The organism is Phaeobacter sp. JH20_34, assembly GCF_048056095.1.
In the GTDB taxonomy this organism is placed as follows: Bacteria; Pseudomonadota; Alphaproteobacteria; order Rhodobacterales; family Rhodobacteraceae; genus Phaeobacter; species Phaeobacter bryozoorum.
Genome location: NZ_JAYMWT010000004.1, coordinates 330,212 through 345,183, shown reverse-complemented (window position 1 = coordinate 345,183; position 14,972 = coordinate 330,212). Strand labels below are relative to the sequence as shown.

At 61.8% G+C, this 14,972-nt stretch carries 13 protein-coding genes; 4 read left to right on the top strand and 9 right to left on the bottom strand.

The annotated features are described in order from the left end of the window. Positions 1-2 precede the first annotated feature (2 nt). The 6 genes from VWZ81_RS03265 to VWZ81_RS03240 all read right to left on the bottom strand — a co-directional run bounded on the left by VWZ81_RS03265 (position 3) and on the right by VWZ81_RS03240 (position 6,214). Positions 3-2,048, bottom strand: coding sequence for an acetyl/propionyl/methylcrotonyl-CoA carboxylase subunit alpha (locus tag VWZ81_RS03265; RefSeq protein WP_340546033.1), 2,046 nt, complete (start codon positions 2,046-2,048; stop codon positions 3-5). Positions 2,049-2,275: 227 nt separating this feature from the next. Beyond that, positions 2,276-2,479, bottom strand: coding sequence for a hypothetical protein (locus VWZ81_RS03260; RefSeq protein ID WP_340546034.1), 204 nt, complete (start codon positions 2,477-2,479; stop codon positions 2,276-2,278). 552 nt (positions 2,480-3,031) lie between these two features. Further along, a complete protein-coding gene (locus tag VWZ81_RS03255; protein ID WP_416535115.1) occupies positions 3,032-3,388 on the bottom strand; it encodes a hypothetical protein in 357 nt (118 codons plus the stop codon). Between the two features lie 69 nt (positions 3,389-3,457). Then, positions 3,458-3,598 (bottom strand): hypothetical protein, encoded by a 141-nt coding sequence (locus VWZ81_RS03250; protein WP_014880466.1) that lies wholly within the window; start codon positions 3,596-3,598, stop codon positions 3,458-3,460. A gap of 283 nt (positions 3,599-3,881) precedes the next feature. After that, complete coding sequence (locus tag VWZ81_RS03245; protein WP_260104883.1) at positions 3,882-4,277, bottom strand: DUF6497 family protein; 396 nt, start codon at positions 4,275-4,277, stop codon at positions 3,882-3,884. A 404-nt stretch (positions 4,278-4,681) separates the two neighbouring features. Next, complete coding sequence (locus VWZ81_RS03240; RefSeq protein WP_416535113.1) at positions 4,682-6,214, bottom strand: acyl-CoA carboxylase subunit beta; 1,533 nt, start codon at positions 6,212-6,214, stop codon at positions 4,682-4,684. Positions 6,215-6,431: 217 nt separating this feature from the next. On the opposite strand from VWZ81_RS03240, the gene VWZ81_RS03235 reads away from it, so the two are divergent. From VWZ81_RS03235 to VWZ81_RS03220, 4 genes are all read left to right on the top strand, one after another. Then, entirely contained in the window at positions 6,432-7,661 is a 1,230-nt protein-coding gene (locus VWZ81_RS03235) for a M10 family metallopeptidase (RefSeq protein ID WP_416542076.1), read from the top strand. 47 nt (positions 7,662-7,708) lie between these two features. Continuing rightward, on the top strand, positions 7,709-8,920 hold the full coding sequence (locus VWZ81_RS03230) for a multidrug effflux MFS transporter (protein WP_416541382.1): 1,212 nt from the start codon (positions 7,709-7,711) through the stop codon (positions 8,918-8,920). 162 nt (positions 8,921-9,082) lie between these two features. After that, entirely contained in the window at positions 9,083-10,471 is a 1,389-nt protein-coding gene (locus VWZ81_RS03225) for a helix-turn-helix domain-containing protein (RefSeq protein WP_340546039.1), read from the top strand. Between the two features lie 135 nt (positions 10,472-10,606). After that, positions 10,607-11,104 (top strand): hypothetical protein, encoded by a 498-nt coding sequence (locus VWZ81_RS03220; protein ID WP_340546040.1) that lies wholly within the window; start codon positions 10,607-10,609, stop codon positions 11,102-11,104. Between the two features lie 110 nt (positions 11,105-11,214). On the opposite strand, the gene VWZ81_RS03215 is transcribed toward VWZ81_RS03220, so the two are convergent. The 3 genes from VWZ81_RS03215 to betB form a co-directional block, all read right to left on the bottom strand. Continuing rightward, the gene (locus VWZ81_RS03215) at positions 11,215-11,454 is read right to left on the bottom strand and encodes a YdcH family protein (RefSeq protein WP_340546041.1); all 240 of its coding nucleotides are present in this window, start codon (positions 11,452-11,454) and stop codon (positions 11,215-11,217) included. A gap of 151 nt (positions 11,455-11,605) precedes the next feature. Further along, positions 11,606-13,261, bottom strand: a complete 1,656-nt coding sequence (gene betA / locus VWZ81_RS03210; protein WP_340546042.1) for a choline dehydrogenase — start codon at positions 13,259-13,261, stop codon at positions 11,606-11,608. Between the two features lie 211 nt (positions 13,262-13,472). Then, positions 13,473-14,930: a betaine-aldehyde dehydrogenase gene (gene betB / locus VWZ81_RS03205; RefSeq protein ID WP_416542075.1), complete on the bottom strand. Its 1,458-nt coding sequence runs from the start codon at positions 14,928-14,930 to the stop codon at positions 13,473-13,475. Between the last annotated feature and the right edge of the window lie 42 nt (positions 14,931-14,972).

The window sequence follows — 14,972 nt, the reverse complement described above, 5'->3', positions numbered from 1 at the left end:
TGTTATTCGAATTCCATGATCACTTCGTCAACGGCGAGGCTGTCACCGGCGGCGGCGTTGATCATGCTAACGACGCCTTTCCGCTCGGCGCGCAGGATGTTCTCCATCTTCATCGCCTCGATGGTGCAGAGCGCCTGACCTTCCTGAACCTCGTCGCCGACTTCGACCTCCAGTTTCACCACCAGACCCGGCATCGGGCAGAGCAGCAGTTTGGAGGTGTCGGGGGCGACTTTCTCGGGCATCAGCTTGGCCAGTTCCGCCTGTCGTGGCGTGCGCACATGAACCTTCAGATCGGCCCCGCGCGAGCGGATGCGGAACCCGCCGGAGATCTTGCCGACCTTCACCACCAGAGCATCACCGCCAACCGTCAGCCGGGCGAGCTGATCGCCCGGGGTCCAGTCCGAGGTGACGCGCAGGGTGCTGCCATCGTCAAACCGCACGGTGGAGCCGTCGCGGTCAGCGTCGATGATGACGTTGAAATCCATACCCTGAAGCGAGACCACCCAGTCGCTGCCGACCTTGCGTTCGTGGTTGTCCATCCGGCCCGACACGCGGGTGCGGCGGATTTCGGCAACCCGGTGCATGGCGGCAGAAGCGGCGGCAATCTTGCGCAGATCCTGCTCCGGCAGCTCCACCCCGACGAACCCTTCGGGATATTGCTCCTCGATAAAGGCGGTGGTCATGGTGCCCGCGATAAAGATCGGGTGATCCATCACCGCGCTGAGGAACGGCAGGTTGTGACCGATGCCTTCAACCTCGAAGCCGTCAAGCGCATCGCGCATGGCGGCAATCGCCGCCTCGCGCGTGGGCCCCCAGGTGCAGAGCTTGGCAATCATCGGGTCATAATACATCGAGATCTCGCCCCCCTCAAAGACGCCGGTGTCATTGCGCACGGCGAGTTCGCCCGCAGGGGCGTCGCCCTGCCATTTGCCGCTGTCATGCAGCGGGCCTGCGGCGACTTCGGCGGGCGGACGATAGCGGGTCAGGCGGCCGATGGAGGGCAGGAAACCCCGATAGGGATCTTCGGCATAGAGGCGGTTCTCGATGGCCCAGCCGTTCAGTTTGACGTCGTTCTGGGTGATCGACAGCGGCTCGCCGCCGGCAATGCGGATCATCTGTTCGACCAGATCGACACCGGTGATCAGCTCGGTGACCGGGTGTTCGACCTGAAGGCGGGTGTTCATTTCCAGGAAGTAGAAATTCTTGTCGCCATCGACGATGAATTCCACCGTGCCAGCAGAGGCGTAGCCCACCGCCTTGGCCAGGGCGACGGCCTGTTCGCCCATGGCGCGGCGGGTGTCCTCATCGAGGAAGGGCGACGGCGCCTCTTCGACGACTTTCTGGTTGCGGCGCTGGATCGAGCATTCGCGCTCCCCCAGATAAATGCCATTGCCATGGCCGTCGCAGAGCACCTGAATTTCGATATGGCGCGGCTGGGTGACGAATTTCTCGATGAAGATCCGGTCGTCGCCAAAGGAGTTCGCCGCCTCGTTCTTGGAGGATTGGAACCCCTCGCGGGCCTCCTCATCGGACCAGGCGATCCGCATCCCCTTGCCACCACCACCGGCAGAGGCCTTGATCATCACCGGATAGCCGATCTCGTTGGAGATTTTCACCGCCTCGTCAGCGTCGGCAATCAGGCCCATGTAGCCGGGCACAGTGGAGACGCCAGCCTCCTGCGCGATCTTCTTCGAGGTGATCTTGTCACCCATGCTTTCGATGGCGCCCACCGGCGGGCCGACAAAGGCGACGCCTTCGGCGGCCAGCGCCTCGGCGAATTTGGCGTTTTCCGACAGGAAGCCATAGCCCGGATGCACCGCCTGCGCACCGGTTGCACGGATCGCCTCCATCACCTTGTCGATGACGATATAGGACTGGTTGGCGGGCGGCGGGCCGATGTGGACAGCTTCATCAGCCATTTCGACATGCAGGGCCTGCTTGTCGGCGTCCGAGTAGATGGCAACGGTCTTGATGCCCATCTTGCGGGCGGTCTTGATGACCCGGCAGGCGATTTCGCCCCGGTTGGCAATCAGGATCTTTTCAAACATTGGCTGTCCCTTGTCTTCGGTGGGTGACGGAGCCCTGCCCCGTCACGGTCTTGGCTTCGTCAGAACACAAAAAAGGCCGCGCCGGAGGGGACTCCGGGTGCGGCCTTTGTGCGGTGATATATATGTGGCGCGCGGCCACCGCCCCTGCGGCGAGGCGGTCAGACGGCGTTGCTGTCAGGGCATGGCTGCGGCGATACAGGCGCGTGCCTGCGGCGCCACTGGCAGGCCTAGCACTTGCGCGGATTTTCCTTGCAGTAGATGACGTTGGCCGCAGCACCAACAGCGGCACCTGTGACCAGGTTGCCGTTGAGCAGCGCCGAGCCGACAGCACCGGCACCGGCCCCGTAAACAACCTGTTCGCCGGTGGTGTCGCCACAGGCCGCAAGCGCGGTGCAGAGGCCAAAAGCCGCAAGAATGAGTTTTGCCTGCATTGGAATGATCCTTCGTTTTGTGATCCAAGCTCTGCGCAACTGTTCGCAGCACGGTCCAGAGCAAACAAGGATTTCTGTTGCGGATCAGGGGAATGCGCAGAAGCCTGCCAAACACTGGGGGGCAATTGGCAAGCTTCCGCCTTTGCATCCAAGGAAAAAATGGGCAGGCCGCGATTGGGGGGGCAAACCTGCCCTTCCAGGCGAAGGGGCTGGATCAGATGCACGACAGGCTGACCTGTCACGACCAGAGTGCACAGCCCGCGCCACAGAAACATCCCCTGAGTTGCAAAACACGCCAATTTGGCGAGAAGTTGCGCAAACCGGGATCTGCCCTGCAGGATTACGCCGAAATCGGCCCGGAATGCCCGGCTCGCGCCGCATATAGTGTCACCGCCCCGCGATCTGACCCTCCCTGCGGCCGGGTTTGCCGCGGGGCTCGCCACATCGCGCAGGGACAAGAGATTCGCCGGGGGCCGATCACAGCCACTGCGCGGCGGTCGCGCGAGGCGACGACAGCTCTGCACAGGGATATGGTCGGGCCCGGCAAACATCTCAGCGCGCGCTCCCGTCGAAGACTTCGGGAAAGGACAGCTGGGCAACATCGACATTGATGACCAGCAGCGCCTCATAGCTTTCGGGATCAAACGGGTCCTCGGCCGGAATCACTTCGCGGCCGAACAGCCAGCTCAGACGACCTGCATCCAGATTACCACGTTCAAAGGGCTGATCGCCAAAGCAGTCCCACAGCGCCTGCATGAAGCCCGCATCGGCGCGCCGGTCTGCCGGGCGACGGTCGCGGAACCGTTCGCGACGGGTGATCGGCGTAACCCCCTTGGGGTTGGGACGGCGGATGACGAATTGAAAATCGGTGCCCGGCAGACGGCCGGGGAAACCGCGGTGTTTTAGCATGATGGTGCCTCCGATCCGGCACCCCGCGGGACGGTAGAGTCCGGCCGCAGGGCCGGACCCCTGTCGTGATTACTTGTATTTGCCGGTGTAAACGGGCTCAGCCGAAATCGGCTCGGGCTCGACAACGACGTATTCTTCTTCCTGCTGTGCGCAGGCTGCGGCGGCTGCAAGCAGGCCCGCCAGGGCAACGAGTTTGATGCTCTTGGACATTTCTGTCTCCCAATTGTGTCTTTGAAACCTGCGCGGGCCACGGCCGGCGCCTGCCTCATCCTCAAATAACAGATCACGCTCATGTGATCTGACGAGAGAGTAGCGGAGATGCGCGGGGTTTCACATCCCAAAGCCGGATCCGACGACACTTCGGCGGGCAAAGCTGCAAAAAAGCGCCAGTTTTCAGACTGCATCGGCGTCTTTGTGACACCGGGGCGCACCAGAACCGGCGGCAGCTGCCGGGCTGTAGTGGCCCGCAGCCCGCGGGGCAGACAACAGATCATCAGAATGCCTCCCAGATGCAGCTGTCACCCTCGGGGCGGTAGCTTTCAAAGAACTGTGTCGCCGCCGCATCCGCCGCCCCAAAGGGCACTTCGCGGTCCGACAGCGAGATCACCACCCGGACCGGCTCCAGCCCATGCTGGTGCAGATAGGCCAGAACCAGGGTCTGGCACAGGTGATCCATATCCGGGGCGGCCTGTTCATAGCTGATCAGCGCCGCGTCGCGGGCAATCTGCGGCGCAAGAAAGCGAAAGCGCACCCAAAGCTCGCCGGTGCTGTCGTCCAGAAGAACCTCATGCAGATCGACTTCCTGCCCCGATGGCAGATCAATTGGCAGCGATCCGGCCTGCGCAGCCGCGCCAAGGGCAAGCAGAACCGAGACCCCGGAGGCCGTCACGGCAGATTTGATGACAGGCCCAATACCGCAGCCCCGACCCCAAAAACGATGGGCTCCTCCTGTCGGGGCTGCAGGCGCTGCACACGCGGTGCGCGCTGTCCGATATGAGCTGGCGCGGATCATGTGTCAGATTCGGTTCCGGTGTCAAACAAAGATACAAATGTGGGCGCAAACATCTGAGATTGTTCAAATTGATCGCATTTTGCGAACAATCCACCCGATATGCCGGCGATTGGTTCCAGCCCGCTGATTTCCAACAGGCTTTTGCCATCGGGGTGGCGGCAGATCGCGGCATAGGCAGGCGCTGACATCTGAGTTGTATCCTCATCACCCCTCGCAACCAAGGCGATATTTACCTTTGGCCGCAAGGGTCTGGGTCAGGAAATCCGGAACGGGTCCGGGTGTTACAGCGGGATATTGTCGTGTTTCTTCCACGGGTTTTTGAGCTGCTTGCCCCGCAGCGACGCAAAGGCACGGCTGACGCGTTTGCGGGTGGATTGCGGCATGATCACCTCGTCGATGAAGCCGCGTTCCGCCGCCACAAAGGGATTGGCAAAGCGTTCTTCGTAATCCTTTGTGTGCTCGGCAATCTTGTCAGCATCCGCCAGATCAGCGCGGTGGATGATTTCGGTCGCACCCTTGGCCCCCATCACGGCGATCTCCGCCGTCGGCCAGGCGTAGTTGAAATCGCCACGCAGATGTTTGGAGGCCATCACGTCATAGGCGCCGCCATAGGCCTTGCGGGTGATCACGGTAACCTTCGGCACCGTCGCCTCGCCATAGGCAAACAGCAGCTTTGCCCCATGCTTGATGACGCCGCCATATTCCTGGCTGGTCCCCGGCAGGAAGCCCGGCACATCAACCAGCGTCAGGATCGGGATCTCGAAACAGTCGCAGAAGCGCACGAACCGCGCCGCCTTGCGGCTGGAATCGATATCGAGACAGCCCGCCAGAACCATCGGCTGGTTGGCAACAACACCCACGGTCTGCCCTTCAAGGCGGATAAAGCCGGTGATGATGTTCTTGGCGAAATCTTCCTGAATTTCGTAGAAATCCCCCTCGTCCGCGACTTTGTGAATCAGCTCCTTCATGTCGTAGGGCGTGTTGGGATTCTCTGGAATCAGCGTATCGAGCGAGGCTTCGACGCGGCCCGGCTCATCAAAGAAGGGGCGAACCGGCGGTTTTTCGCGATTGTTCAGTGGCAGGAAGTCGACCAGCCGGCGGACCTCCGCCAAGGCTTCGACGTCGTTTTCAAAGGCGCCATCAGCCACCGAGGACTTCTTTGTGTGGGTCGAGGCGCCGCCCAGTTCCTCGGCGGTGACGACCTCGTTGGTGACGGTCTTCACCACATCGGGGCCGGTCACGAACATGTAGGAAGTGTCCTTCACCATGAAGATGAAATCGGTCATCGCGGGCGAGTAGACCGCGCCGCCGGCACAGGGGCCCATGATGACGGAAATCTGCGGCACCACGCCCGAAGCCATGATGTTGCGCTGGAACACCTCGGCGTAGCCCGCAAGCGAGGCGACACCTTCCTGAATACGGGCGCCACCGGAATCGTTGATGCCAATGACCGGCGCGCCATTTTGCACCGCCATATCCATGATCTTGCAGATCTTTTGCGCGTGGGTTTCCGACAGAGAGCCGCCGAACACCGTGAAATCCTGACTGAAGACATAGACCATCCGGCCATTGATGGTGCCCCAACCGGTAACCACGCCATCGCCCGCCGGGCGCTGTTTTTCCATGCCGAAATCGGTGCAGCGATGCGCCACGAACATGTCGAATTCTTCGAAACTGCCCTCGTCCAACAGCAGCTCGATCCGCTCGCGCGCGGTCAGTTTACCGCGCCCATGCTGAGCGTCGATCCGCTTTTGTCCGCCCCCCAGTCGCGCTGCGTTGCGACGGTCTTCCAGCTCGGAAAGGATATCTTTCATGGCCATGCCCCCTGTTGAATTTCAGGCGACCATAGACGCTGCACAGGAGAAGCCAAAGTCAATAATGGCAAATTTGCAAAGCATTTGCGTAACAGATGCGCTAATTTGCAAACAGGCACAGAACCGCGCAGAAACCGCCGAAGCTGCGGGTGTTCTTGATGTGCTGACCGATGTGCTCGTATCACCGGGGCCGAGCAACGGAGACGGAACACCCCCCATGTTACACCCTTCCCAGATCATACAGGCCATGCAGTTCGACGGGTTCTACACCCGCAATCCGATCAACACGGATAACGCCCCCCGGCTGACCATCACCTATCAATTCGCGGGCAGCTCCGCGCCCGGCGATCTGCCGACCGGCAGCACATATTCCGGCTGGCAGAGTTTCAGCGCCGCGGAACGGGCTGCCTTTGCCGAGGCGTTCGATCATATCGAAACCTTCCTGAACGTCGATTTTGTCGAGGTGCGGGGCGCGGCTGATCCCGACCTGAACCTCGGCTCCGTCACCATCCCCGGCAGCACGGTCGGGATCGGCGGCTACAGCATGAGCTTTCGCGGCAGTGATATCAGCAGCTGGGACGGCTATGCGGTTTTTGACAACACCCTGGATATGTCACAGGACAACCGTGAAAGCCTGATCCTGCATGAACTGGGACATGCTCTTGGTCTTCAGCACACCCATGATTCAAGCCTGCCCGAAGGCTATGACAGCAACCTCTATTCGGTGATGTCCTACCGCGAAAACCCGCTGAACGGTCAGGACAGCGATGCGATGATGCTGTTCGACGTGCTGGCGCTGCAGGACATCTGGGGTGCCGTCGATTACAACACCGGCAACTCTACCTATCGCGGATCGCGCACCGACACCGTGGATGTGATCTGGGACACCAGTGGCCGCGACACCTTCAACGCCAGCGACCGCAGCACGGCGGTGACACTGGATCTGCGCGAGATGCATTTCTCGAGCTTTGACACCGAAAGCGATGTGACAATTGCCCATGGCGTCACCATCGAGAACGCCATCGGCGGGCGAGGCCGGGATTTGATCATCGGTAATGACGCCAACAACCGGCTGGTCGGTGGCGGCGGACGGGACACCCTGCGCGGCGATGGCGGCAATGATGCCTTGAACGGCAACAGCGGGATTGACCTGCTCATCGGTGGCGGCGGCAATGACCGCCTGAACGGCGCCGGCGGCAATGATCGTCTGGTGGGCAACAGCGGCGCCGATATCTTCATCTTTGCCCGCAATGGCGGCAATGATACCATCCGCGACTTTCAGGACGATATCGACACGCTGCGCATCGTCGGTCACGGCAGCAGAGCCGAGGTGCTCGCCCGCGCCAGCGAGGTGGGCGACGATCTATACTTCGACCTTGATGGCAACAACAGCGTCACGCTGCGCAATATGACCCTGGATCAGATCAGCGACGATCTGCTGGTCTGAGGCTGCGCATTATGGACAATCGCCGCGGTGTGACCTAATTCGTTCACATGCGAACCATTCCGCGGCGATTTCTGGACCGTCGGTCCAACCCCAATATCGGCACGCTGATCCTGCTCTCTGGGCTGTCGGCGCTGGCGATGAATATCTTTCTGCCCTCCCTGCCCGGGATGGCCCGATATTTTGATGCCGATTACAGCCTGATGCAGTTGTCGGTCGCGCTGTACCTTGCCGTCAGCGCGGCGGTGCAGATTTTTGTCGGGCCGATTTCCGACAAGCTGGGGCGCCGCCCGGTCATCCTGTGGGGCGTGGCGCTGTTCTTGCTGGCGACGCTGGGCTGTCTTTATGCGCCGACGGCGGAGATCTTTCTGCTGTTTCGGATGTGTCAGGCGATTGTCGCCTCTGCCATGGTGCTGAGCCGTGCCGCCGTGCGCGACATCTACGACAATGATGCCGCCGCCAGCATGATCGGCTATGTCACCATGGGCATGGCGGTGGTGCCGATGATCGGCCCGGTGATCGGTGGCGCGCTGGAAGAGACCCTCGGCTGGAAAGCCAATTTCTGGCTGCTGATGGTGCTGGGGGCGGCAACATTCGTGATTGCCTATCTCGACCTTGGCGAAACCGCCCGCAAGAGCGGCAAGACCCTGATGGCGCAGTTCCGCGAATATCCCGAGCTGCTGCGGTCGCCGCGGTTCTGGGGCTATTCGCTGGCCTCGGGCCTGTCGTCGGGCGCGTTTTTTGCCTATCTAGGCGGCGCGCCTTTTGTCGGCACACAGGTCTATGGTCTGTCTGCTGCCGAGCTTGGGGTCTATTTTGCCTCGCCGGCCGTGGGGTATTTCATCGGCAATTTCCTGTCCGGTCGCTATTCGACCCGGATCGGGCTCAATCGGATGGTGCTCTGGGGCTGTCTGATCAACGGCATCGGCGTGGCGCTGTCGCTCACACTGGCGCTGGCGGGTGCCGACAGCGTCTATTCCTTCTTTGGCTTCATGACCTTTGTCGGGCTGGGCAACGGCATGGCGATCCCCAATGCCACCGCCGGTGCGATTTCGGTGCGGCCCCATCTTGCGGGCACTGCCTCAGGGCTTGCCGGTGCGATCATGATTGGCGTTGGCGCCGGGCTTAGCGCCTATGCGGGCTACCTGCTGGTTCCGGGATCGACGCCGGTGCCGCTGCTCACCATCATGCTGGCCACCGCCGTTCTGGGCTTTGTGTCGATCCAGGTGGTGATCCGCCGCGAGAAAAACCTCGGGATCTGAGCGGCAGCAGCGCCGCCCTGCCCGGTTCGGGTGTTCGCATAACGCCCTCCCATCATCACCTTGCACTTTCCCCGCCAGCGCGTCCGATGGGCGTGCCGCTCTTGCACCGCATGATTTGCAATTCTACAGTTGCAACATCCAATATTTGCAAAGGGGACACCCATGGCGCAACAGAAACTCTATGCCGGAGCCAAGCTGCGGGAAATGCGGCTGCGCCTGTCGCTGACGCAAAAGGAGTTCGCCGCCAAGCTGGGGGTCTCCCTGCCCTATCTCAACCAGATGGAAAACAACAACCGCCCGGTTTCCACGACCGTGGTTCTGGCGCTGGCGCAGGAATTCGGGCTGGATGTCACCGAGCTGTCCACCGGTGACAGCGAACGACTGGTCAGCGACATGCGTGAGGTGATGGCCGACCCGGTTTTTGCCGATGCGGCAGTACCAATGGCGGATCTGCGGCTGACGGCTTCCAACGCGCCGGCGCTGGCGCGCGCGCTGCTGACGCTGCATCGCGCCTACCGTCAGACCCATGAGCGGCTGGCCTCGCTGGATGAGGCGCTGGGGCGCGAGGATGCGCGCATTCAGGCTTCGCCCTGGGAAGAGGTGCGCGATTTCTTCCATTATTGTGACAACTACATTGATGCGGTGGATCGCGCGGCAGAGAATTTCAGCGGCAGGCTAGATGCCCGCAGCGCCGCCATCGCCGCATTGGATCAGGCCGGGATCAGCGTGGTTTTCGGCGATATCGACGGGCTGCGAAAGTTTGATCCGGCAGGCAAGGTGCTGCGGTTGTCCAACCGTGCCTCACCGCAGACGCAGCTGTTCCAGTTGCTGTTGCAGGTGGCGCTGCTGCATCAGAACGACCTGCTGGAGGCCACGCTGGACTTTGCCAAGTTTCACAGCGAGGCGGCCCGCTCCATCGCCAAGATCGGCCTCGCCAACTATTTCGCCGGGGCCGCGATGATGCCCTACCGGCAGTTTCTGGATGCCGCCGTGGACTGCCGCCACGATCTGGAGCTGCTCGCCACCCGCTTTGGCGCCTCGATCGAACAAGTGGCGCATCGCCTGTCCACATTGCAGCGCCCCGGCGCCAAGGGGGTGCCGTTCTTCTTTGTCCGGGTTGATCAGGCGGGCACCATCACCAAGCGGCACTCGGCCACGCGGCTGCAATTTGCACGGTTTGGCGGCGCCTGCCCGCTGTGGAATGTGCACCGCGCCTTTGAGACGCCGGGCCGGTTCCTGCGGCAGCTGGCGGAGACGCCGGACGGGGTGCGCTATATCTCATTGGCGCGGGATGTGTCGAAACCGGGCGGTTCCTTTGGCTCTCCCGTCCGGCGCTACGCGATTGCCCTGGGCTGCGAGGTGCGCCATGCCGACGCTCTGGTCTATGCCGATACGCTGGATGTGAGTCAGGACAGCGCCTATGAGCCGATTGGCATCTCCTGCCGGATCTGCGAACGGCGCGATTGCCATCAGCGATCGGTGCCACCGCTGGAACGGCGGCTGAGCATCAACACCGACCAGCGCGGCGTGCTGCCTTATGAGGTGAGCTGAAAGGATGCGGAAAACCCAGCCGCGGTGCCCAGCAGGACCTGAGCGCCCCGGCAGAAAAGTTTCTTGCAGAAACAGGGGCAAGCCTCCAAGCTCGGCAGCCAGATACGAGTGTCCCCCGGAAAAGAGAGTAACCACATGAAAATCCCAGCTATTGCCGCCAGTTTCTTGTTGATCGGTGCGGTCCATACCAACGCGGTCGGTGCCCAGACACTGGAGCAATGGGGGGCCTCTGATTACTGGGATGTTCTGATTGATCCCTCACTGGGCGACGGCTGCCTGATCCAGTCGGAATTCACCGATGGATCCGTTGTCCGCATCGGTTTTGACCGCACCGAAGGCACGGGCTATGTCACTGCCTTCAACATGGGCTGGGGCGACATCGAGGAAGGGGCCTCCTATCCGGTTCTCTTCTCGCTTGACGGTCAGGATTATGATGCCGATGCGACGGGCATCTATCTTGAGGACGTGCCCGGGGCGGATATCGCCTTTGACAACCCCGATTTCCTGTTCGACCTCGCGATCAAACAGACGATGACGCTCTACACGACCGAGGGCGAAGTCATGTCGATTGACCTCACCGGGAGTTACAAGGCGCTTGAAGCGGCAATCGAATGTCAGGAAGAAATGGGCTGAGCGATATCTCGGCCCCGATCTTCGGCATGATATCGCAGGAATAATCGCGCGGGTGACAGGAAAAGAGGGGCACCGGCGGCGCCCCTCTTTGCTGTTGTTGGCTGGATATCTTACGCCTTTGACAACATGCCCCAGATCTCATCCTTGAGGGCGGCGCGCTGTTTGCGCAGGTCGGCTTCGGCAGTTTCGGACATCGGCTCGACATTGGTTTCGGCGCGATGCACCGCGCGGTTCACCGCGTGATAGCTGTCCGCAAGCTTGGCAAAATGGGCGTCCGATTGCTTCAGCGCATGGATCTGCGACTGCTTGTCGGGGAATTCTTCGGCCAGTTCGTGGGGGGTATTGGACATCTGCTCGCTCCTTGATTTTTCAGCGTCAGACGGACCTTAGCCAGCCCTGCCCCTGCCCACTTTGACGCGGATCAAACCGGCAGCTTCGGCCGACTAAAAAACGCCCGCGCAACGGGGTGCAGCGGGCGTTTCAGGGATATCCCCCGGCTGTTCAGCGCTGGGAGGTTTGCCAATTCGGGTTGAACCAGGCCTGCGCGTTTGACGACGGCAGGCGGCGGCCGAGGATGTGGTCGGAGGCTTTCTCGCCGGTCATGATCGAGGGGCCGTTGAGATTGCCATTGGTGATGCGCGGGAAGATCGAACTGTCGGCGACGCGCAGCCCCTCGACGCCGATGACGCGGCATTCGGGATCAACCACCGCCATCGGATCCTCCACCGCGCCCATCTTGCAGGTGCCGCAGGGGTGATAGGCGCTTTCGACATGTTCGCGGATAAAGCCGTTCAGCTCGTCATCCGATTGCAGCCCATCGCCGGGCTGGATCTCATATTTCACGAACGGCTTCATCGCATCCTGTGCAAATACCTCACGGGTCAGGCGGATACATTTGCGGAAATCCTCCCAGTCCTTCTCGGTCGACATGTAGTTGAACAGGATGTTCGGCGCATCCTTGGGATTGCTGGAAGCCAGCGTGACCTCACCGCGCGAGTCCGAGCGCATCGGGCCGACATGGGCCTGAAAACCGTGGCCCTCGGCTGCGGCCTGACCATCATAGCGCACCGCGATGGGCAGGAAGTGGTACTGGATATCCGGGTAATCGACGCCCTTGTCGGAGCGGATGAAGGCGGCGCTTTCGAACTGGTTGGAAGCGCCCAGACCGGTTTTGGTGAACAGCCACTGCGCCCCCACCATCGCCTTGCCAAGCAGGTTCCAGTATTTGAACAGGGTAATCGGCTGTTTGGAGGCGAACTGGAAATAGAATTCCAGATGGTCCTGCAGGTTCTGGCCCACGCCGGGACGGTCGACAACAACGTCGATGCCATGCTCGGCCAGATGTTTGGCCGGACCGATGCCCGAGAGCATCAGCAGTTTGGGCGAGTTCAGCGAGGAGGCCGCAAGAATGACCTCGGCGTTGGCGCGGATCACCTCGATCTTGCCGCCGCGCTCGACCTCGACGCCGACGGCGCGCCCTTCTTCAATGACCACCTTGCGCGCAAAGGCGCGGATCAGATCGCAATTGTCACGCTTCAGCGCGGGCTTCAGATAGGCATTGGCGGCGGACCAGCGCTGACCCTTGTAGACGGTCATTTCCATCGGGCCGAAGCCTTCCTGCTGCTCGCCGTTGTAATCCTCGGTCACCGGATAGCCGGCCTGTTCGCCCGCCTTTACAAAAGCCGCGTGCAGCGGGTTGTCGCGGGGGCCGCGGGTCACATGCAGCGGGCCGTCGGTGCCGCGCCAGTCCGCATCGCCGCCATGGCCGCGATCGTCCCAGGTTTCCATACGTTTGAAATAGGGCAGCACGTCGGCATAGGACCAGCCTGTCGCCCCGGTCTCGGCCCAGTGGTTGTAATCGCCTGCGTGGCCGCGCACATAGACCATGCCGTTGATCGAGGAGGAACCGCCGATCACCTTGCCGCGCGGGCAGACCAGTTCGCGACCGCCCAGATGCGGTTCCGGCTGCGATTTGTAGCCCCAGTCGTACATCGACATATTCATCGGGTAGCTCAGCGCCCCCGGCATCTGGATGAACGGTCCGGCATCACTGCCGCCATGTTCGATCACCAGAACCGATTTTCCTGCCTCGGACAGGCGGTAAGCCATGGCACAGCCGGCAGAGCCGGCACCGACAATCACATAATCCGCGTTCATTGCGTCTCTCCATTGCGGATCCGGGTTGGGTCAAGGATGCCTGTGGCACCGCGCCATGGCGCGGCCTGTCCTTGAGGCACCCCGAATCTGCCTCATCATTGTTGTGGTCCGCCGAGGACGCGAAGCGCCCTCAGCGGGCCTCTCAGCATCCCCTTCCCTCTTGCCCTTTTGGGCAACGGGGCGGGTGGGTGGGCGTTGCCAAAAAGGGCAATCAGAACGCCGCTTCGACGTCGCCCATGCGGACGTAGACCGATTTCACCTGGCTGAAGTGCTTGATCGCCTCTTTCGAGTTCTCGCGGCCCACGCCTGAGGCTTTCACGCCGCCAAACGGCGCCTCGACCGGCGCGTCGTTGTAGGAGTTGATAAAGCAGCTGCCCGCCTCCAGCTGGCCGATCACCCGGTGAGCGCGGCTGAAGTCATTGGTGAAGACGCCCGCCGACAGGCCGAATTCGGTGTCATTGGCCCGCGCGATCACCTCTTCCTCGGTGTCGAAGTCGAGGACCGACATCACCGGGCCAAAGATCTCCTCGCGGGCGATGGTCATATCGTCGGTCACATCGGCAAAGACGGTCGGTTCGACAAAGAAACCATCCATGTCTGCGCGCTTGCCGCCGCAGATCAGGCGGGCGCCCTCTTCTTTGCCCTTCTCGATGTAGCCAAGTACGATGTTCATCTGGTTTTCGGTGACCATCGGGCCAAAGCTGGTGGCCTCATCCATCGGGTCGCCGAGGATTGCGTTGCCGGTGCGTTCCGCCAGGCGGGCCAGGAATTTCTCCTTGATGCCCTTCTGCACGAACACGCGGGTGCCGTTGGAGCAGACCTGGCCGGAGGAGTAGAAGTTGCCGTTGATAGCGCCGCCAACGGCGTTTTCCACATCCGCATCGTCAAAGATGATCAGCGGCGACTTGCCGCCCAGTTCCATTGTGACATGCTTCATGCCCTCAGCTGCCGCCGCATAGACTTTCTTGCCGGTCGGCACCGAGCCGGTCAGCGAGACCTTGTCGACGCGCGGGTCGGTGACCAGCGCAGCCCCGACCTCGCCCATGCCCTGGATGACATTGTAGATACCGGCGGGAGCGCCCGCCTCATGCAGGATCTCGGCCACCTTCAGGGCGCAGAGCGGCGTGGTCTCGGAGGGTTTGAACACCATCGAGTTGCCGCAGGCCAGCGCAGGCGCGCCTTTCCAGCAGGCGATCTGGGTCGGGTAGTTCCAGGCGCCGATGCCGACACACAGGCCCAGTGCCTCGCGGATGGTATAGACCCAGTCTTCGCCCATCGGGATGTGCTCGCCGGTGAGGGAGCCTGCGAGGCCGCCGAAATACTCCAGCGCGTCGGCGCCGGAGGTGGCGTCGGCCACCAGCGTCTCTTGTAGCGGCTTGCCGGTGTCGTAGGTTTCCAGCACGCTGAGCTCGTGGTTGCGTTCGCGCATGATGTCGGCGGCGCGGCGCAGGATGCGGCCGCGCTCGGTGCCGGTCATCTTGCCCCATGCCTTTTGCGCGGCTTTGGCGGTGGAGAGCGCCTGTTCGACAATTGCGGGCGTGGCCGCGTAGACCGTGGCGATCTGCTCGCCGGTGGCGGCATAGATCACCGGGATCGGGGTGCCGCTGGTGTCTTCGACATATGCGCCATTGATGAAATGGCTGGCTTTGGGCTGTGCGGGGTGTGTCATGATTTTCTGCCTCCGGCGGGGATATTTAGGGCCAGAAGAACT

What these genes read in the sequence shown, in the direction of transcription:
- VWZ81_RS03265 (WP_340546033.1), bottom strand. Translation starts at nt 2,048, where the DNA reads ATGTTTGAAAAGATCCTGATTGCCAACCGGGGCGAAATCGCCTGCCGG.
- VWZ81_RS03260 (WP_340546034.1), bottom strand. Translation starts at nt 2,479, where the DNA reads ATGCAGGCAAAACTCATTCTTGCGGCTTTTGGCCTCTGCACCGCGCTT.
- VWZ81_RS03255 (WP_416535115.1), bottom strand. Translation starts at nt 3,388, where the DNA reads ATGCTAAAACACCGCGGTTTCCCCGGCCGTCTGCCGGGCACCGATTTT.
- VWZ81_RS03250 (WP_014880466.1), bottom strand. Translation starts at nt 3,598, where the DNA reads ATGTCCAAGAGCATCAAACTCGTTGCCCTGGCGGGCCTGCTTGCAGCC.
- VWZ81_RS03240 (WP_416535113.1), bottom strand. Translation starts at nt 6,214, where the DNA reads ATGAAAGATATCCTTTCCGAGCTGGAAGACCGTCGCAACGCAGCGCGA.
- VWZ81_RS03235 (WP_416542076.1), top strand. Translation starts at nt 6,432, where the DNA reads ATGTTACACCCTTCCCAGATCATACAGGCCATGCAGTTCGACGGGTTC.
- VWZ81_RS03230 (WP_416541382.1), top strand. Translation starts at nt 7,709, where the DNA reads ATGCGAACCATTCCGCGGCGATTTCTGGACCGTCGGTCCAACCCCAAT.
- VWZ81_RS03225 (WP_340546039.1), top strand. Translation starts at nt 9,083, where the DNA reads ATGGCGCAACAGAAACTCTATGCCGGAGCCAAGCTGCGGGAAATGCGG.
- VWZ81_RS03220 (WP_340546040.1), top strand. Translation starts at nt 10,607, where the DNA reads ATGAAAATCCCAGCTATTGCCGCCAGTTTCTTGTTGATCGGTGCGGTC.
- VWZ81_RS03215 (WP_340546041.1), bottom strand. Translation starts at nt 11,454, where the DNA reads ATGTCCAATACCCCCCACGAACTGGCCGAAGAATTCCCCGACAAGCAG.
- betA (WP_340546042.1), bottom strand. Translation starts at nt 13,261, where the DNA reads ATGAACGCGGATTATGTGATTGTCGGTGCCGGCTCTGCCGGCTGTGCC.
- betB (WP_416542075.1), bottom strand. Translation starts at nt 14,930, where the DNA reads ATGACACACCCCGCACAGCCCAAAGCCAGCCATTTCATCAATGGCGCA.